Genomic DNA, 21631 nt, shown 5'->3' on the forward strand with positions numbered 1-21631 from the left:
GTTCATCACTTGTGGCTCTCTTGCCGTGGCCTCCCTCGGTGATTGCTGCTCCACAGGAGGGAAGGCCTTCTTCAGATGCACTCTGGACGATTTTGAGTCCTGTTTGCCTCCAGAAAATACGGGAAATTACTGTAAGTGCCCTGCTTTCATTTTGTCCTGCTGTCATGATCGTTGCGAGCCGGATCAAGCTGTTGTCTGGGCTCTGACGCCAAGCTTTGTGGCCATCCGCAACTCCAACAGTTGTGGCTGTGAACCTGGTTTCGTGGCTGGTTTGGCCTTGCCGCGCCAGAGACTCACCGGGCTGGAAGATCCAAGCCGTCCGGATGCCATCTGGCCTTTTGCCTGGACTGTTGCCAAGGTGCATCTCCCCAGTGAGGATTCCATCGCCCTGCTGATCAATCCCCCGTCGGCACGGAGTCAGAATCAACTGCATGTTCACATCCTCCAGCTTCGCCCTGCCTGGCGAACGGCTTTGGATACCGACACTCCCGTATTGCCGGAGGGGGTGGCTGCCATCAAGCTGTCCCACGGCACCGTCACCACAGCCGATCACGACAGCATCCGGGCTGGATGGATTGCCGAAACTCAGAACTGGTAGCGCATGATCGCCGCCAGGCTGGCTTCACCAGGGATGTCGGCCTTGCGCACACCCATCACTTTGGCGCCCATCACCAGGGCACGGCTGGCGATTTCATCGACGATGCCATAGCTCTCGGCGCTGGGGCCATCGGCGAAGGTCACTGTCCCTTCGTCGTCGATCGTGCCTGGGGTCACATCGTCGATGTCGATCAGCAGCAGTTGAATCGCGCCATAGGTGGCTGCCCGGGCCGCCTGGGCCAGATCGGATGTGGTCCGACCCTGACTGGCGCGCAGTGTGTAAAGGGACTGGATCTCCGCCAGTTCATCCCGGAACAGCTCATCAAGGATGGCGCGGGCACTTGCGGCCAGATCGGCATCGCTCTGCGTTTCGGGATTCTCCAGGATCACAGCCCGTGCGAGGTGCGGATACGACTGAACTTCGCGGTAGATCGACTGCATTGGTTCGCTGGCTGCCAAAATCAGTGGGGTTTCCCGGCCCACCAGCAGCAGCCGCAGCGCCTGATCGATCTTGCGAGCGTACTGGGCCTGGCGAACCTTCATGCCCTCGGAACCCTGGAGACGACCGCTGGGCGAGCGGTCCCTGATTGAAGCCTTCCCGGCCGAGCTGGCCACATCCTTCGGCATGCCGTTCAACTTGATCTCGACGGCCGGCAGGTCGGAGGAGACCGCCACCAGCCGCACACTGTTCTGTGCCAGGGCCAGGACGTAGGCGGACTGGGGCACGGTGACCGCCCGCAGCAGGGGCTGGACGTGGAAGCGGTCGCTGACCTCCACGGTGGGCTTCAGGTGGTTGGGCAGGCGGAAGCTGCGCAGGCCTTCCGGCGAAACAAAGACCGCAAGACTGTTGGCCTGGACCTCCCAGAAGTCATCGTCGTCGATGAGGTCGTGGAGAAGCTCCTCGATGACCAGCACCTCACGCTTGTCGTGGGCGGCGAGCTGCTCAATGGCCTCGCCAGCGAGGTTTTTCAGGGCGATGCGGTCGGCCTGGGCCTCCTGGGTCAGCGGTGTGGTGGGCAGAACCAGGCTGACCCGGGCCGGGCCGTGATGGAGCATCAGTGCTTCGATCTCGGCGCGGGTGGGGATGTCGACGTGCAGCATGGAGGGAAGGATCCGGGAAATAATTCGTTCCACGAATCTACAGGCCAAGAAACCTTAAAATATTCAAAAGGAATCCTGTTGGCAATCAGATAAGCTTTTGTATTGCAACATGCTGGAATTCTTGAGTTGACAGGGAGGTGATGCCTCGCTCCTCCTCTGCTCAGGATTCAGCAGGACAAGCAACTTTTCGACCCCGGAATCTGGGCTCTTCGCTGTCAAGCTTGTTGCGAAACCCTTCCTCTTTGGCTGAGAAGGGATGCGGTTGTCGGTGCCGACTGGTTGATCCTCCGCAGTCTCAGCAAGGACTCACGTTTCCAGCAACATCTTCGAGAGGTTCGGCAGGCCCGCACCCTGGTGATAGCGGTCGCGCTTGAGGTCGGTGCAGTGGTCCAGTAGGATCTGCTTCACCCGGTCGGGGTAGCCGATGAACTCGCTGCGCACTGACAGGAAAGCGGCCAACAGGCCTGAGATGTGGGGCGCCGCCATGCTCGTGCCCGACAGGGCGATGTAGAGCTCATCGACGCCCTTGCCCCGGTCGCGCTCGGCGCTGCGGTTGGGGTCGCTGCTGCTGCGGCACGACAGGATTCGCTCCCCAGGGCCCACCACGTCGGGCTTCAGACGCCCGTCGGCCGTGGGGCCCCGCGAGGAGAAGTACGAGGTGCCGTAGCGGTGGGGCAGGGTTGGGTGCACCGATCCAACGGCGATCGCCTCCTCCAGGTTGGCCGGATCACCGATCGAGAGGTCGAAGGAGCGGGTGGAGCTGAAGCCGTCGACCACGATGTCGCCGCTGCCCTCGTTGCCTGCCGCGAGCACCACCAGCACCCCCTGGCGCACCAGCCGCAGCAGGGAGGCGCACAGGGGCGAATCGCCGCAGCCGAAGCTGGCCGGATCGAAGGCGCCCCCCAGACTCTGTTCACCCCCTGGATCACCAGCCGGCGGCCGTTCTGGTTCTGCGTCCAGATGTGGTCGATGGCCTTGAGGATCCAGGCGTCGTAGCCGCTGCCGTTGTCGGCCAGCACCTTGTAGGTCACCAGCCGGGCCTTCGGCGCCATCGCCAGCAGGTCCGGCCCCGTCGGGCTGCCGACTGCCTGCAGCCCCCCGGCGATCACTCCGGCCACGTGGGTGCCGTGGCCGTTGGCGTCGTTGCCTCTGCCGGGCAGCACCGGCCCCCGCTCGGTGCAGTCCCACTCGGCGGCGATCGTTCCCCCGGGGGCGAAGAGCGGGTTGTGGAAATGGGGATGGTGGCGGTCGATGCCCGTGTCGAGCACGGCCCAGGTGATCCCCTGGCCATAGGCGTTGTACCCCAGCTGGGCGGTGCGGGCCTGCACCGTATGGATCGACTCGCTGATCAGGGCTTTTTTCTTGCTGTTGCTGAACATCCGGTACACCGCCGGGGAGGCGATGCCGTAGTGCTGGCTCAGCGAAGCGGCCAGGGTTTCCACCTCGGCGCGGGTCAGATTCACCGCCACGTAGCGATCCAGCTGATCCTCCAGGTGAACCGTGTCGGCTGTGATCGGATCCTTCAGCACGTTTGCATTGATCCAGCCCAGCACCTTGTCCCTGGCACTCTCAATGGAATCTTCAGGCCCTCCCGGGGCCGCTGCCGAACTGCCGGTCAACCTGGGGCGGTCGATCAGCTCGATCAACACGGGCACCCGCGCTGTGGCGTCCGCATCGAGGGAATCGGCCAGGTTGCGCGCCACGGTGATCGGGCTGACCGGCTGGAAGCGGGAGCGGTCCACCGCCCCCATCACCGTTTCCTGGGTGAAGCGGCGCGAGAGATAGCGGCTGGCGGAGTGGGCCTTGCTGGGCGGCCAGACGATGCCTTTCACCCGTTCATCGGCCACGGCGGGTTTGCCGCTGGCGCTGTACTCATCGGCCAGGCTCTGATCCAGGCAGACAATGTCGCCGTCCTGGGCAAGGTTCACCCAGCGCTTGACGCCAGCAGGAATCGGCAGCTTTTTGCCATGCCACTTGTGCAGCACGTCGGTCACCTGGGGCAGCCCCAGGGGTGAGCCGATGGTCAGGAAGAGATCAACGGGCAGCTCAGCGCCGAGCTCCATCAGGGCTTGATAGGTGACCATGCTTCCCTGGCTGTGGCCGATCACCACGAAGGGGCCACCGCCGGTGGTCACCCGGTCCTTGACCGTCTGCACCATGCGCTCGCGCTTGGCCCTGTTGAAGAGGAAATCGTTCACATCAGCCAGGAAGACCTGGGTGAACAGGGCCGTCACCGGGCTCCACAGCCCCCTGGCTTCCATCGACTTCGCCGCGGCCCCTCCCATCGGCGCTCCCTCCTGGGCCACCGCCTGGGCGGCCTCCTCCAGTTGCTTCGTCATCGCCGCCACGAAGGCCGCCGACTCCTCGGGTGCGTCGCTGTCGTCTACGGAGGCGGCCAGCAGCTCCTTCGCCTGCGATGGCAACGGGACCCGGTCATCGCCGATGGCCCGGGTGGAGAAGCCCGCTGCCTCGGGATAGCGCTCCCGGTCGACCCAGTAGGCCATGCGGGTGCGTTCCCCCTGATCGGTTCCGAACAGGGCCCGGTCCCACTCCGAGCGCAGCACCACCTCGGGGGGCATGTTGGAGATGCCATGGCAATAGATCACCGTGCGGGCGGCGGCGATCCCCGAGGCGTCTGCGCCCTTGACGCCGCTGCTGAGGGTTCGGGCGGAGGGTTTCTTCGGGGCTGCCATGGCATCAGCGAGCAGAGACGGACCGGGTACAGCTCGTCCTGCCGTCCCTGCACAGCCATAGCCAGCCCAGCCCGCCACCGCCCACGGCCTGCTGGCGATGTCATCGTTCTTCAGCGATCCCGCGACACCCTGCGCCGGATCGTGCGGAGCTGCTCGACTCGGCCTCCTGAGCCAGGGCCCACCAGCGCTCCACCACCTCCGGACTGCCGTACCAGCTGGGCCCGAAGGCGCCGCCGTGGGCCACCCCCGGCAACACCAGCGGGGTGGAGCCCTCCAGCAGGGCGGAGGCCACCGGCACCAGGCCGTCGCCATGGTCGTGGGCATCACCGGTGCTGTTGCGGTAGGCCGTGGGTGCCAGGCGCCGGGCCATGGGGGTGGCGCTCTCCAGGTCCAGATCGCCCGCCACCGACACGTAGCTCACCCGATCGGCGAAGGGCGTTCCGGGCAGGCGCCGCTGCACCATCTGGCGCAACACCGTGGCCTTCAGCGCCGTGTGCGGGCTGCCGAGCATCACCAGGGTGTCGGCCAGGGCCTTGCCGTCGTAGCTGCGGCCCTGGAACGGCGCGTCATCCAGGAGCAGTCGCAGCATGATGCCGCCGGAGCTGTGGCCGATCAGGGTCACCCGGCCGGTGGGAGAGTGCGCGGCCAGCTCGGCCACGGTCGTGGCCACTCGATCCAGGATCCGCGCCCAGGCGAAGGCGAACACGGTGAGCAGCCATTCGGCCTTGCTCACCGGCACCATCTTCACCGGCTGGCCGCTCAGCTGCTTGAGCCGGGCCACCATCGGGGCGTAGGCCTCAGGGCTGATCAGGAAGCCACCGAGGATCACGATCGGTTGTCGGGGCATGGGGCGGAGCTCAGTGTTCATGTCCCCGGCGGGATCTGGTCCCGTGCAGGGGCCGTCTGTTTCAACAGGGCCAGAACCTGCTCGTCGTGAAGCTGCTCGAAGTGCTCGTACCACAGACCCACGGCCTGGAGATCGTCCACGAGGGCCAGGGCCACCAGGCCATCCACCAGCTGGCTCAGCTCGGTGGCGACGCCGCGATCGACCACCGGCACCGCCAGGTCCAGCGAGGCCGGCTCCAGCTTCCGGAGGGAGAGCAGGGCGGCTTTCATGGTCATGCCGGTGGCGATGCCGTCGTCCACCACGATCAGATGACGGCCCCGCAGCTGCTCGCCCGGCGGGTCTCCGAAGAGCTGTTGCCGGCGCCTCAGTTCCCGCTCCTGCGCCCGCAGCCAACCATGCATGGTCGCGGTGGTCGCCCGAAGATGCGCCCCCTCCCCGTTGCGCCAGACCACCACCCCACCGGCGGCCACCGCACCGATCGCCAGCTCCGGCCAGGCCGGATCGGCGACCTTGCGCACCGACCAGGTGGCCAGTGGAAGCCCCAGGCGAGAGGCCATCGCCGCCGCCACCGGGACACCGCCCCTCGGCAGCGCCAGCAGGGTGGTGTCACGAGCGCGGCCCCGGCGATCAGCGAAGGCGTCCACCAGAGCGAGACCCGCCTGGTGGCGGTTGGTCCAGAGAGGAGGTCGGTCAGCCATGTCGTGAGGAGGGGTGAGGGATCGCGAAGCCTTCAGGTCCTGCCCCCTCTCAGGTGCAGGAGAAGCCAGGTGCGGGCCAGGTGGGCGGCCTGCTCCAGGGTTGCGGGCTCTTCGAACAGATGGCTGGCTCCCGGCACCACCTGAAAGGCATGGGGGGCGATCAGCTGCGCGGCCGCCTGCCGATTCAGCTGGAGCACCTCGTCGTCCCATCCTCCGACGATGAACAACGTGGGCCAACAGCAGCAGCCCGGCTGCCGGATCCGGAAGCGTCGGACTGCCTGCCAGTGCCGCCCCTGCCGACTGGACGATGACCTCTCGTTCACTGACGGTGGAACGGCTCACAGCATCGCCCTGAGTCTTCCCTGTCCTAGCCACAGGAGGCCATCGTGGATACGTTCAGGATGATCGTTCCGATCCCCCCATCCTCCCGGTGCCTGCCATGACCTGGACCCCCCTGAATCAGCCGATCGCATACTCCAGGACCTGAGGGAGGAATTCACCGGTGAACCCTCGCCGGACTGACCGACGCTGAACTCGCCGGGGCAGCTGCTGCGCCAGCTCACGGTGAGCCGATCTCCGCATCATCGGAACGCTCCCCTTCGAACGCCCGTCCCAGGGGTGCAGCGTTGATGCTCTCCACATCGCGCAGGTAGCGCGCCAGGCCGTCGCTGTTGCCGTGGGTCACGTACACCTGGCGGGCGCCGGTTTTCTTCACCGTGTTGAGCAGGCCGTCCCAGTCGGCGTGATCACTGAGGGTGAAGCCGCGCTCGAAGCCACGCCGCCGCCTGGCACCGCGTACGGCCATCCAGCCGCTCACGAAGGCGGTCTGGGGATCCTTGAACCTCTTCATCCACACCGACCGGTGCGCTGAGGGGGGCGCGATCACCAGCTTCCCCGCCAGGCTTTCGCTGCGCGGCAGTTCGCTCACGGGCCGGGTGGGCACCATGGTGATCCCCTGCTGGCGGTAGGCGGGCATCAAGGTCTGCACCGCACCGTGCAGCAGCACCTCCTCGTCGACCCCGAGTGCCGCCAGTTCCGCCAGCAGCCGCTGCGCCTTGCCGAAGGCATAGGCGAACAGCAGCGATGGCCGCTCCGGTGCACCCTTCCACCAGCTGAGAATGTCAGCCGCCACCTCCCGGCCTGGCCGCCAGCGGTAGATCGGCAGGCCGAAGGTGGCCTCGGTGATGAACACATCAGCCGACACCGGCTCAAACGGGGCGCAGCTGGGGTCGGCATCGCGTTTGTAATCGCCGCTGATCAGCCAGGTTTCACCCCCCACGGTGATCCTCACCTGGGCTGAGCCGAGCACATGCCCGGCGGAGTGGAACGACACCACCGCCTCGCCGATCCGCAGCTCGGCGCCATAGTCCACGTTGGTGAGCGTGATGCCGGCCCCCAGGCGCTGGCGCAGCACCGCCTCGCCGCTGCCCACTGCCCAGTAGGAACCGCAACCCGAGCGGGCATGGTCGGCGTGGGCATGGGTGATCAGGGCTTTCGCCACCGGCCGCCAGGGGTCGATCCATGCCCCGGCTGCCGGGCAATAGAGCCCCTGTGGGGTGAGCTGGATCAGGCTGCCGGCCGGCAACGCCATGACACCACGTCGTCAACAGGTCATCCCTGCTCTAGCAAGCCTTCCCATGACCACGACTGGGTCCCCTTGATCACGGCCGCTGCAGCCAGCAGACCTGTGAACCATTGATCAACGGCCGCCGGGACATTTCGTTGCCTGGAGTCAGGTGTTTGTAAATCTGGGGGTGTGTCCTGTTCGTGGGCCGATTCGGCTGTGCGATGGTCTTGACATCATCTGCCCTGTCTCTTGGGGCCCAGACGCTGCCAGCGCGTCATGTCATGTTCATCGCGACATGTTTACCACGTCCATCTGAACCTTGCCTGCTCTAGCGATGTCAGTGATCTTTGCCTTCATTGCCCCCATCGTTTTGGCCCTGGCCTTTTCACTCACGGCCTGTGCCAGTTCGGGCTCCATAGCCATGGATGATTTCTGTAATCCCATTGGTGGTGACGGTCTCGGTACATCCACCTGCACCGACTACCTGGCCCAACAGCAGGGCATCGCCGAATCGTTCGTCATCCTTGAGCCGGGTGGGCTTCCTCAGAACGATCTCCCGGATGGCCCCCTTCCTGATCTGAAGGGCTGATGCATGATCGCTGAACCGCATGGTCTAGTTCAGATCAGGAGGTTCTGACGTCTGCGGCCTTCAGTGCCGATCAACAGGAGCTGATCACGGTCGCCTTGCAGCAGGTGCGAGAGCTGTCCGAGGGGATGACACGGCTGCGACTGGATGGGGCAGCCGGTTGCGCCGTTGTCTCAGACCACTCTCGATCTTCCGCTGGGTCCCTCCTCACTGAGTGGCGATGGCACCACCTTGGCGGCTTACATTCCCCGCAAGGGATCGCTGTGTGGCGCGTGGGTCATCACCACCCGTCGTGACTCAGCCAACCCCTGTCTGCATGGCCGTGTGGAAGCAGGACATCAATCCCAACGGTGACCGATGGACGCTCAACTTGGAGAGGGTCCCGAGTCTGCCCTGACGGGATGGGAGTGCCTCCCCCTACCGGCTCAGCTCCAGCATGCGCTGGATCGGTGCCAGGGCCCTGACGCGCAGCTCCTCATCCAGTTCGATCGCCGGGCTCATCGTGTCCAGGCAGCGCCACAGCTTCTCCAGGGTGTTCAGCCGCATGTAGGGACAGGCGTTGCAGCTGCAGCCGTCCTGTCCGGGCACCTCATGGAAGGTTTTGTGGGGCAGCTTTAGGCGCATCTGGTGAAGGATGCCGGGCTCGGTGAGCACCAGGAAGCTGTGGGCCTCGCTGCTGGCGGCGCGGGCCAGCAGCTGGCTGGTGGAGCCGATGAAGTCGGCCAGATCCAGCAGATTGGGCAGGCACTCCGGGTGGGCGATCACCTCGGCCTGCGGGTGCTCCAGCTTCAGCCGCAGCAGCGCCTGCTCGCTGAAGGTTTCATGGACGATGCAGCCTCCCGGCCAGAGGGTGAGCTCCCGGCCGCTCTGGCGGGCCACCCAGCGGCCCAGGTTCTGATCCGGTGCAAACAGGATCGGCCGATCAGTCGGCAGCTGCTGCACCAGGCGCACGGCGTTGCTGCTGGTGCAGATCAGGTCGCTCTGGGCCTTCACCGCCGCCGAGCAGTTGATGTAGCTCACCACCAGGTGGTCCGGATGCTCGGCGCGGAAGGCGGCGAAGCCATCGGCGGGGCAGGCATCGGCCAGGGAGCAGCCCGCCTCCAGATCCGGCAGCAGCACCGTTTTTCCGGGGCTGAGAATCTTGGCGGTCTCGGCCATGAAGTGAACGCCGCAGAACACGATCACCTCGGCATCAGTGCCGGCTGCCTTGCGCGAGAGCTCTAGCGAGTCGCCGATGAAATCGGCCACATCCTGGATTTCGGGGCTCTGGTAATAGTGAGCCAGGATCACGGCCTTGCGGGCTCGGCGCAGCTCATCGATCGCGGCCGGCAGGTCGCGGGGGTTGGTGGGGGCTTCAAGGGCGGCAAAAACCAACCTTGACCTCAACTGGGGCAGGATGAAACCAGCCTAGGGAAGGGAGCAGTCGTCACGGCCCACATGCGCCTTGCCATTGCCGGGGATCTGCACGGGCAATGGGACCGGCGTGACGTGACCCTGCTCACCCAGATCGCCCCCGATGCGCTGCTGGTGGTCGGCGATCTCAGCGACGGTCAGCAGCGCATTGCCGCCAGCCTCGCCGATCTGCCCCTGCCGGTGGCCTGCATCCTCGGCAACCACGACACCGGCAAGGACCACAGCGGCCGCAAGCTGCAGCGCCAGATCGATCGTCTTGGGGAGCGTCACTGCGGCTGGGCTCTGCGCCGGCTTGATCCCCCCGGCCTTTCGGTGGTGGGTGGCCGGCCAGGCAGTGCCGGTGGCGGCCACCACCTCTCCAAGGCGGTGCAGGCCCTCTGGGGTCCCGTCGAGCTGGCCGAGTCGGCTGGGCGGATCGCCGCGGCGGCCCTCTCCGCCGACCCGCGCCTGCCCTTGGTGCTACTGGCCCACTGCGGTCCCAGTGGCCTCGGCAGCGAGGCCAGCGACCCCTGCGGCCGCGACTGGAAATCACCCGCCTGCGACTGGGGCGACCAGGACCTGGCCCAGGCGATCGAGCAGATCCGCACCGAGCGCCCCTTGCCCCTGGTGGTTTTCGGGCACATGCATCACGCTCTCAAGCGCGGGCGGGGGGAACGGCGCAGCTTCCTGATCGATCGCCGCGGCACCGCCTATCTCAATGCCGCCTTTGTGCCGCGCCATGCCGTCGATGGTGAGGGGCGGCAGCTGTGCCATCTGTCGTGGGTGGAGCTGGAGGGGGGTCAGCTGATCCATGCCAGCCACCGCTGGTACGACCCTGAAACGGGGCGGTTGCTCTATGAACAGCGACTGCACCAGCAACCGGTGGCGGAGCACCAGCCGGTGAGCGACCAATCCGAGGCGCTGCCGTGCTGATCTACGCCGCCATCAGCGGCCATGGCTATGGCCATGGCTCCCGCAGTGGCGCCATCCTGCTGGCCCTGGCCCAGCGCCAGCCCGGCTGGCGGCTCGTGCTGTCCACCTCCCTGCCCGCGGTGTTCCTGCGCACGGTGTTTGGAGTGGTGCCCTTCGAGCTGCGCCCCTGCTCCTGGGATGTGGGGGTGGTGCAGGCCGATGCCCTCGGCGCCGACCCCGCCGCCACCCATCTGGCCCTCAATGATCTGGAGCGGCGCCTGCCCGATCAGATCGCCGAAGAGGCGCGCTGGCTGAAGGCCCAGGGCGGCCCGGTGCTGCTGCTGGGCGATGTGCCACCGGCGTTGGCGCGGCTGGCTCAGGCCGGTGGCTGGCCCCTGATCTGGGTGGGCAATTTCGGCTGGGATGCCATCTATGAGCCGATGGGCGGCCCCTTCCTGGCCTGGGCTGAGCGCTGCCGTGCGCTGTACCGCACGGGCCAGGGCCTGATCCACTGCCCGTTCTCGATGCCGATGGACTGGGGGCTGCCGGAGATCCGGGTGGGGCTCACCGTGGCGCCGCCCCGTGAGCGGGCGGAAGTCTTGCGCCAACAGCTGGAGTTGCCGGAGCGCGGCCGCTGCGTGCTGGTCAGCTTCGGTGGGCTGGGGTTCGAGCTGGGGGAGGAACCCTTCCGCCGCTGGCCCGAGCTTGTTTTCGTGAGCACCGACCCCTCGGCCGCAGGGGCGGTCAATGTGCGGCTGCTGCCCAAGGGGCTGCGCCTGCTGGAGTTCATGCCGCTGGTGGAGCGGCTGATCACCAAGCCTGGGTACAGCAGCTTCTGTGAGGCCCTGGCCCACGACGTCGGCATTCATCTGGTGCACCGGGAGGGCTTTGCCGAGGCGCCCGTGCTGGAGGAGGCCCTGCGCCGCCATGGCCGCCACCGGTTGCTGAGCCAGGAGCAGCTGCGCTGCGGCGACTGGCAGCTTGATCAGCCCCTGCTTGCGGCTGCCGTGGGTCCGCTGGCACTGGATGGGGCCGAGAAGGCCGCCGGCTGGCTGGAGCAACAGGCGCTCGCCTACTGCTGAGATCGCCGGGGAGCATTGCGGCGCAAGCGATCTAGTGTCCGTCGCTACCACGGCATGAGCCTCAATCAGCAGAGCTGATGATCAACGTGGTGAATGATTTCGCTGCAATAAACCCTGTGCTGAACAGTGATGTGAACCCCTCGACCAATTCTGATAGCCGGTGGACGGTCGTGCGACTGTCACTAATGCGATCCCCGTGCAAGGGCTTGTTCGACACATTGGCGTGCAACCCAAGCCCGCCGAGATGTATTCTTCCATCGCTTCGACGGTTTCCTCTGAATTCTTCACTGATTACTGAACCTGGTTGCATCCATCAGAGTTTCTGATCAGCTTTATCAGACATTCTTGGCCCAGCAGTTCTTCTTCCGTTCAGCAGTCACGAACGGATCCGAACTCATCCCAATCTTTCTCTCCAGCACAGCAACGTCTCGCCTGGCCGGTTCCTGATGGGATCAACCAGGATTCAGTGCGGCTGCAAATGTCCTTTCTCCCCTCAACTCCTTTGCTCGCCATCGCATCCCGTTTCAGCCGCTTCTGCCTGCCGGCTCTGGTTCTCGCCATCAGCGCGCCAGCCCATGCCACGGCCTGGGACGAGATCCGTCTGCCCGGAGCAGCCCCGTCCAGTCAGCCCCAGTCGCTGGCGATCGCCACACCCCAGGATCTGCCTGGTGCGCGCGCCATCTTCGAGATCACCCCTGAGCGGCGTGCCCTGCTCAACACCATTCGCTATGCCGAGGGCACCTGGGCCAACGGCGAGGACGTGGGGTACCGGATCATGTTCGGTGGCAGCCTGATGGCTTCTCTGGATCGCCATCCCGATCGGGTCAACCGCACCGTGGGCTATGCCAGCGCCGCCGCTGGTGCCTATCAGTTCATGCCGTTCACCTGGTCGATGGCCACCCGTGCCCTGGGAATCACCGGTTTCGGCCCCCAGGTCCAGGATCAGGCCGCGATCTTCCTGATTCACCGCCGTGGGGGCCTGGCCCTGGCCGATCGCGGCATCCTGACCCCTGAACTGGCCGCCAAGCTGGCGCCGGAATGGGCGTCATTCCCCACCCTCGCCGGCCGCAGCTTCTACGGCCAGCCCGTGAAGCGCTACAGCCAACTCAGGGCCTTCTATGAGGCGAACCTGGCCAACCTGCGGGCCATCGACAACGTCCGCACAGATCTCGCCCAGGCCGCTCCTCCAGTTCGGCCCGCCTGCACAGACGACAGCCTCAGCTGTGCCCTGCAGGAAACCAGCTCAGGTCGCTGATTTCCCAGCGCGGCTTGCGTTACTCGCCGCTGCCTGAGCCCTCGCTGCCGCCGGGCACACCCATCGTCTTCTGGGCGATGAGATAGGCCGCCACGGCTCCGCCCAGAAACCCCAGCGCGTTGCGCAGCACTGGCAGCAGGTCGGAGGTGCGGGTCACCACAGGCCCCAGCCCGAACACCACGAACAACATCACCCACAGCGGTGAGAGCAGCAGCACCCAGCTCCAGGCCACCACGTCACCTTGTTTGCGTGGGTAGCCGGCAAAGCCCACGATCAGACCTCCCAGCAGCGAGGTGCAGAAGGTGAGCAGCCACTGCTCCTGAGGCAGACCCGGCACCACCTGGCAGCCGCCCCGGTCCAGGCACGTTTCCACTGCCGTGAGCGCATCCACGATTGCGCCATCCTCGCCGTGGTCGCGCACGTAGTACTGGTTGCCGAAGCGGGTCTGCAGTTCCACCCAGAAGGTGCGCGGCATCAGGGCGAAGAGCGCATCGCCCACGTTGAAGTTGAGCAGGTTGCCCCCACGGGGATCGGCCACCAGCAGCAGGCTGCGCTCATCCAGCCCCCAGAACTGTTTCACCGCCAGGCCGGGCGTTCGCTCGTACTGGGTGAGCACCCGCAGTTTCCAGCCGCTGCTGGCCTCGAAGGCCTCCAGATGCTCCTCCAGGTTGGCCCGCTGACCATCGGTGAGCGCCCGGGCCAGATCGATCACGGGGGTGGGGTGATCCGGCAGGAGCGAGGGATTGTCGGCGGCCTGGGCCATCCCGCCCGCCGCTCCCCCCAGCGGCGCCAGCAGCAGCACCAGGGCGGCCAGACAACCCAGGATGGAGCGGTGGAGAGAGCTGGCGCCAGGGGCCATGCGGCTGCTTCAGTGGCCCTTCATTCTCTCCGAGTCGCCGCCCCCCCGTGCCACTGCCCGCCTGGCTGGAAGAGCGCCTGCTCCAGGCCGGCGGCAGCGTGCCCTTCCTCACCTACATGGAGTGGGTGCTCAACGACCCCGAGCACGGCGCCTACGGCGCCGGTCGCCTCAGCATCGGCCCAAGGGGAGATTTCGCCACAGCCCCGTCGCTCGGCCCGGAGTTCGCCGCTTTGCTGGCCCCCCTGATCGCCCAGTGGCTGCAGGACCTCCCCCAGGAGCGCCTGAGCCTGGTGGAGACCGGCCCCGGCGAAGGCAGCCTGGCGGCGCAGCTGGCCGAGGCGCTGGCGGCCGGCTGGCCCCAGCTGACCGAGCGGCTGGAGCTGGTGCTGGTGGAGCCCAACGCCGGGATGGCGGCCCGCCAACGCCAGCGTCTCGCGGGCAGCCCGCTGCCGCTGCGCTGGAGCAGCTTTGAGGAGATGGCCGCCGCTCCGCTCACCGGAGTGGTGCTCGCCCACGAGGTGCTCGATGCCCTGGCGGTGGAGCGGATCGAGCGCAGCGGGGATCACTGGCGCCGTCAGCAGGTGACGCTCCAGCAGGGAACCTTGCGGCTGGAGCCCGGCGACCCCCTGGAGCCGGAAGATGAAGCGCGACTGGAGCCCCTCGGGCTGCTGCCCCTCGATTCACGGCGACCAGAGGGCTGGTGCAGCGAGCTCCACCCCGGGCTGACCCCCTGGCTGGCAGCCTGCGCCGCCGCCGTGGCTCGGGGCCGCCTGCTGGTGATCGACTACGCGCTCGAGGCCTGGCGCTACTACGCCCCCCAGCGCAGCAACGGCACCCTGATGGCCTACCGCGCCCAGCGGGCCAGCTCCGATCCTCTGCTGGAGCCAGGCCACTGGGACCTCACCGCCCACCTCTGCGTCGAGAGCGTTCTGGAGGCCGCAGAGGCGGCCGGCTGGAGTTGCCTGGGCCAGCGCCGCCAGGGGGAAGCCCTGCTTGCTCTCGGTCTGGCCCAGCGGCTGCATGGCCTCCAGCAGCCGGTGCCATCGGCGGTCCGGGCCTCCGGCTCACCAGGCAGCGATGGGTTGGCGGCCCTGCTGGCCCGGCGCGAGGCCTTGCTGCGCCTGGTGGATCCCGCCGCCCTCGGCGACTTCCGCTGGCTGGCCTTCAGCCGCGGTGAGGTCGTGTCTGCGCTGGCCTCAGGCGCTGAATTGTTCCTGAAGGACCCCGACCCGGGCACGTAGCTTGCCCCGATGGAGTCCACCATCCTCGATGTCGACCTGCTGGCCTTCGAGCGGGGTGATGCGCGCAGCCGGCGGGCGGTGGTCGATGGGGTGAAGCGCAGCCTGGCTACCGGCTTCGTGTACACCAGCAGCGATCTGTCCGGCGATCTGCTCGACACGGCCTACGGGATGCTGGCCCGTTTCTTCGCCCTCGATGGTGCCAGCAAGGGCCGCTTCACGGCTGCCGGGGCCTCCGGCCAGACGGGCTACACGGGCCTGCTGGTGGAAACCGCCGCCGGCAGCGAGCGGGCCGACTGGAAGGAGATGCTCAATTGGTCGGCGCCGATCCCGGCCTCGCACCCCCTGCGCCGCCGCTATCCGCTGCTCTACCCCGAGCCGGTGCTGCCCGAAGCGGTGGTGCCCGGCATCACAGAGGTGCTGCTGCGCTTCCATGGGGCGCTCGCCGATCTGCAGCGGCGCGTCCTGCGGGTGATCGCCCTGGGCCTCGGCGCTGCCGAGAGCTTCTTCGAGGAGATGGTCAGCGAGGCCCCCACCCTCAGCCGCGCCATCCGCTACCCGCCCATGGCGACCGCCCCGGGCCCTGGCCATCTCTGGGCCGCCGCCCACGGCGATATCAACCTGATCACCGCCCTGCCGAGGGCCACCGGCGCCGGCCTGGAGGTGGAGGTGGCCGGCGGCTGGGTGCCGGCGCTGCCGCCCGAGGGGCAGGTGATCATCAACAGCGGCCTGATGCTGGAGCGGCTCAGCAACGGCCTGATCCCCGCCGGCCTGCACCGGGTGGTGGCGCCGCCCGATTCCGCTCAGGAGCGGCTGAGCGTGGTGCAGTTCTGCCACGCCCGGCCCTCCACCCTGCTGGCTCCGCTGGCCAGTTGCTGCACAGCGGAGAATCCCCAGCGCCAGGCCGGGGTTCTGGCGGCCGATGCCCTCGAAGAGGTGCTCTACCGCATCAACCTGCTGTAGCGGCGGGGCGCCGGATCTGGGTGCGCCCGCGGCTGTCGCTCAGGCGCGGCGGCAGCCGTCCCGGATTCAGCCACTGCATGTTGCGCATGTTGACCGTGCTGTCCCGGCGCCGGCCGTTGTTCCAGTCGTAATCGAGAACGGTCAGGGTCTGAAACGGTGCCGTGCTCTGCCCCAGCAGCTTTCGGGGACCGCTGCCGAGGGCGCCGAGCTGGATCAGGTCGAGCTGGCCGATCCGGCCGGGGTAGTAGGCGTGCTGATGGCCGCTGATGTAGGCCTCCACCTGGTTGCGCTCGAGCAGCTGGCGCAGCTCCTGGCTCTGGGCCAGCACGTTGCCGGCCGTGTCGCGTCCCTGGGAGACCCCCAGCAGCGGCAGGTGTCCCACCACCAGGCGCGTCTTGGCCGCGCGGGCTGCCGCGCTCGCCAGGCTCCGCTCCGCCCAGCGCAGTTGTTCGGATGGAATCCGGGCGGAGGAGGCGTCGAGCACCAGCAGGAACATCTCCTCCTGGAGTACTGAATAGAAGAAGGGGAAGCCTGAGCCGTCGGCAAAGCTGAGGCCGAGGTCCCCCTGCTGGCGGCGCCAGTAGCGGCTGGCTTCCCGCCGCTCCCGCTCGAAGGCATAGCGGCCGCCCACCCAGCTGCTGGAGGCATCGTGGTTGCCCATTGCAGGCACGAAGGGCAGGCCCGCCCGCCGCAGGGGTCTGAGCACCTGGCGATCGAACCCGGCCCACATGGCCTGCAGCTGGGCGGTGTCCAGACTTGCCTTCTGGCCGGCCACCATGTCGCCGGCGCAGACCACCAGATCCGGCCGCAGGGAGGGGATCAGGGCGATCCCCTGGCCCACCTCGGGGATGTAACTGGTGGAGCCGTAGCTGGCGTTCAGATCACTGATCAGCACCAGACGCCGGTCGCCGCGGGGGGGCAACCCCAGACCAGCAGCGCTCGCCGCGGCCGCCCCCAGGACCAGTCCCCCCAGGCCGAGAACCTGACGTCGGGTGAGGGTTGGCGCCATGGTCAGGTCACTGCCGCTGCGGCTCCATGCTGCCGCTGCCGGTCCAGAGTGGCCCCTTCGTTCACCACAGACGGCATGACCACCGCCCAGACCCACACCACCCTGGTGCTGGCGGCTGATCAGCCCGATCGCCTGGCTGGGTTCTACTCCGCCCTGCTCGACACCCGCGCCCAGCAAGGACTCCAGTCCCAGCACTGGCGGCTGGCCTGGCCCGGTGACGGCCGGCTCGAGATCTATGCCCCCTCCTCGAGACGGCCCCAGCCCCGCAGCACAGGCCGCCTGGCCCTCTGTCTGCAACGCTCCAGCTCGGCAGAGGATCGCCTGCACGATCTCCAAGCCTGGGTGACGAAGGCCGTGGACTTGGGGGCCACGGCCCAGGAGGAGCCCCGGCTGGAATCCTTCGGTGCTGAAGCCTGGCTGTGTGATCCGGAGGGCAACCGCTTGCTGCTGCTGGTCTGCTGAGGCTGGCGGGTTCCGCGCCGAACCCCATAAGCTGCCTCGGGCCAGAACTCTGGCTGGCGTGAACGACCACCTGTGAGCAGGAACCGATGAGCCACCAGCGATGAGCAGCAACGACTTCCGTTACGAACCGGTGGAGAAATTCGGCGAAGGGTTCACCACCAACCGGCCCTGGAACACCACCGCCCTGGCCGGGGTGGAACTCCTCAATGGCCGGGTGGCGATGCTGGGCTTCAGCGCCGCCATCGTGGGCGAGTGGCTCACAGGTAAGGGCATCGTCGGCCAGCTGGGCGCAGTGCTGGCCTGGTATCTCGGCTGACTAACGGCCGTAGAGGGCGGTGAAGGAGGCCATGCCCAGGCTCTGGCTGTTGACCATGAAGCCCACCAGGGCCGCCGAAGGGTCGGGCGGCAGCTCAAGGCGCTTCACCTTGAGGGCGTGCAGGGTGAAGGTGTAGCGGTGGGGGGCGTTGCCCACCGGCGGGCATGGCCCGCCCCAGCCGGGGCTGCCGTAGTCGGTGCGGATCTGGCGGGCGCCTTGGGGAAGACCCATGCCGTCAGCGCGGCCCGCGCCCGCCAGCAGCTTGGAGCTGCTGGCGGGGATGTCCACCACCAGCCAGTGCCACCAACCGCTGCCTCCTGTGGGGGCATCGCTGTCGTGCACCAGCAGGGCGAAGCTCTGGGTCTGGGGCGGGGCCTGACTCCAGCTCAGTGCCGGGGAGATGTTCTCCCCGGTGCAGCCGAAGCCGTTGAACACGTGCTTTGCGGCGATGGTGCCGTTGGCCTTGATCTCGGGGCTGATCAGGCTGAAGCTCTCCGAGCGGGCCATGGCTCCCAGGTTGGTGACCACGACGGCCAGAAGGGCGGTGGCGGCTCCTTTGATGCGGAAGGAGCGTCTCGAGGGCGACGTCATCAAGGGGTTGTGTTGTTGGCCTGAGGGTATGCGGCTGATGCTCAGGGACTGGATCAGAGGCAGCCCTGGACGGAGATGCGGTAGCTGAACCCCAGGGCGCCGGGGTCCTTGCTGGCTCCCACCTTGAAGTTCATCTGGCTGGCCTGCTTGCCCTCGATGGCTGGGAATGGGCCGAACATGCGGCCGGTGCCGATCGGAGGATTCATCGTTTCATTCACTACTTGAAGCGAGCTGCCATCGCTGAATTTCATGAAGGCCTCCACGGGGTACTTGGCACCGGCGTCGGAGGAGTTGGCGGTGAAGAAGAACTTGAAGCTGGTGAAGGGCTTGTCGACGATGAAATCAGTGTTCCAGTTCGACTTGCCGAACAGCTTGCCCCGTCCCACCGACTTGGCCACGATCGGGCTCATGCCGTTGCCCCCGATCGGGTTGAGGAAGGTACAACGGGGCTCGGCCTGGGCCAGGCCAGCGGCAGGCCAGCCCAGCAGCAGGCCGCCGGCGACCGCCAGACCAAGGCCAGCGATCCGACGGCCTGAAAATGGCTGAAATGGCTCAACCGTTGTCTCTTTGGTCTTGGTCATGGTCAGAAGTCGTGTCCACCGGAAGCGATAGTCTGCCATTGCATGCCGTTCTTGTGGTGTAGATCAAATCTGGGACTCCAGATCATTGTGCCCTACTGGTACCAGTGCGTGGACCACCTTCGCCAAAATTGTGGGTCGGGATGATCCAGGTCTTGCCATGTTCAATTGCTCTATACGATCAGGCGGCGTGGGACCTGCTGAAACGCAGGCCGCCGGCCACAGACCTCGCACTCCAATCTGAAATCTCAATCCGGTCAGTCGTCTGTACTACGCCGCGTCAACGGCGGTGTGCACGCCTTGTTCCAAATCGCAGGATGTCGGTCTGGCCCTTGGCGCCCAGGCGGGCGAGGCACGATTGTCCGAGGTGTTGCGGGAGGCTGGCTTCAGACGTGTTCGACGCGCCGCTGAAACGCCGTTCAACCTGATTCTCGAAGCACGCAAGTAAGGCAGCAGGGTGCTATAGAGGAGCGGCCCCATCAACGGGGTGGCCCGTTATAGATCAACTCCTCCACCTCGCGGCCGTCCGGGGAGATCTTGATCTCCGTTTCCAGGGTGGGAGGCAGATCCCGCTCCTGCCAGGCGGGGGGGCCGCCCAGGAAGCGGAAGATGAAACCATCGCTGTCGTTGCTGACCAGACAGGGGTTGTCTGGGTCCGCGGTGGCGAACATGCAACTGGCGGGGCGGTAGGCCTCGAGCCCTCCGTTGATCTTCACGGCACGGGTGCGGGCCATGTTGATGGCGCGCACCGCTTCGACCGGCACGCGGTCCTGGGCCTGGATCGGCAACGTCGCGCACAGCAGGGCCGCAACACCACCGAGAACGAGGCGTTGGGAAAGGTTTTTGGCTTGGAGTTGCATGGACATTCACAGCAGATGCACTTGCTCTAGGAACAGACCTCCGGCCTGGCAAGGTCGAAGGGCAAATTGTTCACCTCGAGCTGATCCTCTTTCTGACGGGAGCTGGCATAGACACCAGCTGCTTTGCTAATGGAGTGCGCTGCTGTTCTCGTCATGGAGAGATCCCGTCGCCGCATCGACTGATACTGAGGCAATCTTTGTCTCAAGCCTCTTTCGTCTTTGAACTGGGTCTCGATCTGTCTTCTCTGACAACTGCTTTTTGCATGAATAAGTTGTTTGGAATTGAGAGCACGGATCCGTCTTCACCCTGTAAAATGATAAAGAATAGCCCAATATCGATGATCGTGCCTTCTACGGCAAATTCCACATCAAGAATTTTCACCTTATCGCCAATGCCGGCGGGATGAGCAAAGAAGATAATTGTCGTTGACGTAATATTTGACAAAATTGACCATTGCGCAAAGAAGGCGATTCCAAGAATTGTCAGCATTGATGATAAGAAGAAGATCAACTCAGATCGTTCAACGCCCCAGATTGAGAGAAAGCCGCCAACAATTATAAAGAAGAGTAGAAAGTCTAGGATCTTCACGATCACTGTGGTCCTGGGATTTCCGTATGAGTATTTTCGCTGAGCGGCTTTGATCGCGGCGACGATGATTCGTCTTGCCACGGCGGAGGCAAGCAAGACGGCAACTGTTTCAAGGATCTGTGTGCTGTACAATTCCATTTTATTTGAGTTGAGCAATTGATTTTAGGATTAGACTGCTGATCTGAGCTAGTTCTCTCTGTTCCCGACCTACTTTCGGGAAAGGTGATGACACCTCTGACGCAGAGTAAGCTGCCGGCCTGTCGCCTCTTCAAGGCTGATCATGGCAGGCCAATCGAGGTGCCTTCAGCCCTGCCCTCTGCCAGATAGATGCCAGAGGAAAGACCAGCTACAGCACAATCAGAAGAAACACCAAAGAGTGCCCCTGTCTCGATCAGGAGGTTCTAGAGCCCAGAGGGTTCGCCAGCGCGGTTGGACTCCTCCGGATGAGGCATGACCTCACACACCCTCCCAGATCACTGCGATCCAGCGGTCGCCCGTGAACAAACCCTTCCCCCAGCTCTCCTCCAGATCCACCAGGGGTTGAGCGGCTACAGCCTGCTCGGCACTCAATCCTTGCTGTTTCAGGGCTGACAGACGCTTCCGGGAGGTGGCCAGCATGGTGCGATAGCTCTCCAACTCAGCTTTTCCCCCCACGACCCCATGCCCCGGGATGATGCGGGTCTCTGGTCCTGCAAGGGCAAGCACACGATCCACTCCGGCGATCGCCCCAGAGAGGCTGCCGCCATTGGCGGTGTCGATGAATGGGTACATGCCGTTGAACCACACATCACCGGTGTGAATCACGTCGGCTGTGTTGAAGTGCACGATGGCATCTCCGTCAGTGTGGGCGCCAGGCAGGTGCAACAGATCGATGGTCTCGTCATCGAGATGCAGCCGCAGAGTGTTCTCGAAGGTCAGCACCGGCAGGGCCTCGGGCGGAGCCGGCGGGGTCACCCTCTCGAAAGCCGGGATCCTGGAGCCCTCAGCCAGACGCTTGCGCACATTCTTCTGGGCCACGATCGTGGCGCCACTGCGGGCAAAGCCTGCGTTGCCGTCGGTGTGGTCGTGATGGAAGTGAGTGTTGATCAGCCAGGACGGATCTGTGCCACCCAAAGACCTGACGGCCGCCCGCACCGGTGTGGCCAACCGGGCGAACTTGGCATCCACCAGCAGGGTGCCTTCCGAGCCGGTGAGCACTCCGATATTTCCTCCCTCTCCCTTGATCATCGCCACGGAACCCCGCACAGGAGCGGCCCGGACCGTTCCGGGCTCAGCGCTTTGAGCAGCCAGCTGTGGATGACTGACCAGGCCGATCAGCAGAGCCACAAACAGGCCAAGCGCAAGCCGAACACGGGGACGAGGCATGAATGAATCAAGCGTGATGAGGCGCATTATCCAGAACCTTCGTGTGTTGTCTCACGTGATCATCCACCGAT

Annotated in this window: 23 protein-coding genes and 1 pseudogene; 9 read left to right on the forward strand and 15 right to left on the reverse strand. The window is 65.8% G+C overall.

Going from position 1 to position 21631, the window contains the following annotated elements; genetic code table 11:
* The first annotated feature begins 217 nt into the window (after positions 1–217).
* Complete coding sequence (locus WH5701_RS17955; RefSeq protein WP_006170704.1) at positions 218–598, forward strand: CDP-diacylglycerol diphosphatase; 381 nt, start codon at positions 218–220, stop codon at positions 596–598.
* Here WH5701_RS17955 and WH5701_RS04075 read toward each other — a convergent pair.
* The 7 genes and pseudogenes from WH5701_RS04075 to WH5701_RS04100 form a co-directional block, all read right to left on the reverse strand.
* On the reverse strand, positions 586–1698 hold the full coding sequence (locus tag WH5701_RS04075; protein WP_006170705.1) for a hypothetical protein: 1113 nt from the start codon (positions 1696–1698) through the stop codon (positions 586–588). The two genes, WH5701_RS17955 and WH5701_RS04075, sit on opposite strands and share 13 nt — an antisense overlap.
* 306 nt (positions 1699–2004) lie before the next feature.
* Positions 2005–2532 carry a S8 family serine peptidase gene (locus WH5701_RS18565; protein WP_369791632.1) on the reverse strand — a complete coding sequence of 176 codons (528 nt, stop codon included), beginning with the start codon at positions 2530–2532 and terminating at the stop codon, positions 2005–2007.
* Positions 2533–2699: 167 nt separating this feature from the next.
* A pseudogene (locus tag WH5701_RS18780) lies at positions 2700–4391 on the reverse strand (S8 family serine peptidase); the annotation flags it as partial.
* Positions 4392–4491: 100 nt separating this feature from the next.
* Positions 4492–5238 (reverse strand): triacylglycerol lipase, encoded by a 747-nt coding sequence (locus tag WH5701_RS04085; protein ID WP_037980249.1) that lies wholly within the window; start codon positions 5236–5238, stop codon positions 4492–4494.
* Positions 5239–5255: 17 nt separating this feature from the next.
* Entirely contained in the window at positions 5256–5936 is a 681-nt protein-coding gene (locus WH5701_RS04090; RefSeq protein ID WP_006170709.1) for a phosphoribosyltransferase, read from the reverse strand.
* 32 nt (positions 5937–5968) lie between these two features.
* Positions 5969–6133 (reverse strand): hypothetical protein, encoded by a 165-nt coding sequence (locus tag WH5701_RS04095; RefSeq protein ID WP_156776535.1) that lies wholly within the window; start codon positions 6131–6133, stop codon positions 5969–5971.
* A 362-nt stretch (positions 6134–6495) separates the two neighbouring features.
* Positions 6496–7527, reverse strand: a complete 1032-nt coding sequence (locus tag WH5701_RS04100; RefSeq protein ID WP_006170711.1) for a ligase-associated DNA damage response exonuclease — start codon at positions 7525–7527, stop codon at positions 6496–6498.
* Between the two features lie 310 nt (positions 7528–7837).
* On the opposite strand from WH5701_RS04100, the gene WH5701_RS04105 reads away from it, so the two are divergent.
* Positions 7838–8092: a hypothetical protein gene (locus tag WH5701_RS04105; protein WP_006170712.1), complete on the forward strand. Its 255-nt coding sequence runs from the start codon at positions 7838–7840 to the stop codon at positions 8090–8092.
* A 414-nt stretch (positions 8093–8506) separates the two neighbouring features.
* Here the strand turns inward: WH5701_RS04105 and nadA are convergent, their stop codons facing one another.
* Positions 8507–9463, reverse strand: a complete 957-nt coding sequence (gene nadA, locus WH5701_RS04110; RefSeq protein ID WP_006170713.1) for a quinolinate synthase NadA — start codon at positions 9461–9463, stop codon at positions 8507–8509.
* Positions 9464–9526: 63 nt separating this feature from the next.
* Between nadA and WH5701_RS04115 the strand changes: the two genes are divergently transcribed.
* From WH5701_RS04115 to WH5701_RS04125, 3 genes are all read left to right on the forward strand, one after another.
* The gene (locus WH5701_RS04115) at positions 9527–10414 is read left to right on the forward strand and encodes a TIGR04168 family protein (RefSeq protein WP_006170714.1); all 888 of its coding nucleotides are present in this window, start codon (positions 9527–9529) and stop codon (positions 10412–10414) included.
* Positions 10408–11475: a hypothetical protein gene (locus WH5701_RS04120; protein WP_006170715.1), complete on the forward strand. Its 1068-nt coding sequence runs from the start codon at positions 10408–10410 to the stop codon at positions 11473–11475. The genes WH5701_RS04115 and WH5701_RS04120 overlap by 7 nt, the downstream gene beginning before the upstream one ends.
* A gap of 478 nt (positions 11476–11953) precedes the next feature.
* Positions 11954–12730, forward strand: a complete 777-nt coding sequence (locus tag WH5701_RS04125; RefSeq protein ID WP_006170716.1) for a glycoside hydrolase family 104 protein — start codon at positions 11954–11956, stop codon at positions 12728–12730.
* A 19-nt stretch (positions 12731–12749) separates the two neighbouring features.
* Here WH5701_RS04125 and WH5701_RS04130 read toward each other — a convergent pair whose 3' ends face one another.
* The gene (locus WH5701_RS04130) at positions 12750–13589 is read right to left on the reverse strand and encodes a TPM domain-containing protein (protein ID WP_006170717.1); all 840 of its coding nucleotides are present in this window, start codon (positions 13587–13589) and stop codon (positions 12750–12752) included.
* Positions 13590–13636: 47 nt separating this feature from the next.
* Between WH5701_RS04130 and WH5701_RS04135 the strand changes: the two genes are divergently transcribed.
* The gene (locus WH5701_RS04135; protein WP_006170718.1) at positions 13637–14830 is read left to right on the forward strand and encodes a class I SAM-dependent methyltransferase; all 1194 of its coding nucleotides are present in this window, start codon (positions 13637–13639) and stop codon (positions 14828–14830) included.
* Positions 14831–14839: 9 nt separating this feature from the next.
* Positions 14840–15790: an isopenicillin N synthase family oxygenase gene (locus WH5701_RS04140; protein WP_006170719.1), complete on the forward strand. Its 951-nt coding sequence runs from the start codon at positions 14840–14842 to the stop codon at positions 15788–15790.
* Here WH5701_RS04140 and WH5701_RS04145 read toward each other — a convergent pair.
* Positions 15777–16799 (reverse strand): metallophosphoesterase, encoded by a 1023-nt coding sequence (locus WH5701_RS04145; RefSeq protein ID WP_006170720.1) that lies wholly within the window; start codon positions 16797–16799, stop codon positions 15777–15779. The two genes, WH5701_RS04140 and WH5701_RS04145, sit on opposite strands and share 14 nt — an antisense overlap.
* 75 nt (positions 16800–16874) lie before the next feature.
* Here WH5701_RS04145 and WH5701_RS04150 point away from each other — a divergent pair, with 75 nt between their 5' ends.
* Together WH5701_RS04150 and WH5701_RS04155 are read left to right on the forward strand one after the other, a co-directional pair.
* Positions 16875–17261, forward strand: coding sequence for a VOC family protein (locus tag WH5701_RS04150; protein WP_006170721.1), 387 nt, complete (start codon positions 16875–16877; stop codon positions 17259–17261).
* A 100-nt stretch (positions 17262–17361) separates the two neighbouring features.
* Positions 17362–17577 (forward strand): chlorophyll a/b-binding protein, encoded by a 216-nt coding sequence (locus WH5701_RS04155; RefSeq protein WP_006170722.1) that lies wholly within the window; start codon positions 17362–17364, stop codon positions 17575–17577.
* On the opposite strand, the gene WH5701_RS04160 is transcribed toward WH5701_RS04155, so the two are convergent.
* From WH5701_RS04160 to WH5701_RS04180, 5 genes are all read right to left on the reverse strand, one after another.
* Complete coding sequence (locus WH5701_RS04160) at positions 17578–18168, reverse strand: YbhB/YbcL family Raf kinase inhibitor-like protein (RefSeq protein ID WP_006170723.1); 591 nt, start codon at positions 18166–18168, stop codon at positions 17578–17580.
* Between the two features lie 53 nt (positions 18169–18221).
* Complete coding sequence (locus tag WH5701_RS04165) at positions 18222–18749, reverse strand: hypothetical protein (RefSeq protein WP_006170724.1); 528 nt, start codon at positions 18747–18749, stop codon at positions 18222–18224.
* A 476-nt stretch (positions 18750–19225) separates the two neighbouring features.
* The gene (locus WH5701_RS04170) at positions 19226–19606 is read right to left on the reverse strand and encodes a hypothetical protein (protein ID WP_006170725.1); all 381 of its coding nucleotides are present in this window, start codon (positions 19604–19606) and stop codon (positions 19226–19228) included.
* Positions 19607–19808: 202 nt separating this feature from the next.
* The gene (locus WH5701_RS04175) at positions 19809–20327 is read right to left on the reverse strand and encodes a mechanosensitive ion channel domain-containing protein (RefSeq protein WP_198005129.1); all 519 of its coding nucleotides are present in this window, start codon (positions 20325–20327) and stop codon (positions 19809–19811) included.
* A 324-nt stretch (positions 20328–20651) separates the two neighbouring features.
* Entirely contained in the window at positions 20652–21560 is a 909-nt protein-coding gene (locus WH5701_RS04180) for an MBL fold metallo-hydrolase (protein ID WP_156776537.1), read from the reverse strand.
* Between the last annotated feature and the right edge of the window lie 71 nt (positions 21561–21631).

The sequence above is a fragment of the Synechococcus sp. WH 5701 genome, from assembly GCF_000153045.1.
Taxonomy (GTDB): Bacteria; Cyanobacteriota; Cyanobacteriia; order PCC-6307; family Cyanobiaceae; genus Regnicoccus_A; species Regnicoccus_A antarcticus.

Coding starts and splice junctions, on each gene's coding strand:
- WH5701_RS04115 (WP_006170714.1), top strand. CDS start 9,527: ATGCGCCTTGCCATTGCCGGGGATCTGCACGGGCAATGGGACCGGCGT.
- WH5701_RS04165 (WP_006170724.1), bottom strand. CDS start 18,749: ATGACCAAGACCAAAGAGACAACGGTTGAGCCATTTCAGCCATTTTCA.
- WH5701_RS04145 (WP_006170720.1), bottom strand. CDS start 16,799: ATGGCGCCAACCCTCACCCGACGTCAGGTTCTCGGCCTGGGGGGACTG.
- WH5701_RS04090 (WP_006170709.1), bottom strand. CDS start 5,936: ATGGCTGACCGACCTCCTCTCTGGACCAACCGCCACCAGGCGGGTCTC.
- WH5701_RS04160 (WP_006170723.1), bottom strand. CDS start 18,168: ATGACGTCGCCCTCGAGACGCTCCTTCCGCATCAAAGGAGCCGCCACC.
- WH5701_RS04150 (WP_006170721.1), top strand. CDS start 16,875: ATGACCACCGCCCAGACCCACACCACCCTGGTGCTGGCGGCTGATCAG.
- WH5701_RS04105 (WP_006170712.1), top strand. CDS start 7,838: ATGTCAGTGATCTTTGCCTTCATTGCCCCCATCGTTTTGGCCCTGGCC.
- WH5701_RS04075 (WP_006170705.1), bottom strand. CDS start 1,698: ATGCTGCACGTCGACATCCCCACCCGCGCCGAGATCGAAGCACTGATG.
- WH5701_RS04170 (WP_006170725.1), bottom strand. CDS start 19,606: ATGCAACTCCAAGCCAAAAACCTTTCCCAACGCCTCGTTCTCGGTGGT.
- WH5701_RS04085 (WP_037980249.1), bottom strand. CDS start 5,238: ATGCCCCGACAACCGATCGTGATCCTCGGTGGCTTCCTGATCAGCCCT.
- WH5701_RS04125 (WP_006170716.1), top strand. CDS start 11,954: ATGTCCTTTCTCCCCTCAACTCCTTTGCTCGCCATCGCATCCCGTTTC.
- WH5701_RS04155 (WP_006170722.1), top strand. CDS start 17,362: ATGAGCAGCAACGACTTCCGTTACGAACCGGTGGAGAAATTCGGCGAA.
- WH5701_RS04130 (WP_006170717.1), bottom strand. CDS start 13,589: ATGGCCCCTGGCGCCAGCTCTCTCCACCGCTCCATCCTGGGTTGTCTG.
- WH5701_RS04140 (WP_006170719.1), top strand. CDS start 14,840: ATGGAGTCCACCATCCTCGATGTCGACCTGCTGGCCTTCGAGCGGGGT.
- WH5701_RS04100 (WP_006170711.1), bottom strand. CDS start 7,527: ATGGCGTTGCCGGCCGGCAGCCTGATCCAGCTCACCCCACAGGGGCTC.
- WH5701_RS04180 (WP_156776537.1), bottom strand. CDS start 21,560: ATGCCTCGTCCCCGTGTTCGGCTTGCGCTTGGCCTGTTTGTGGCTCTG.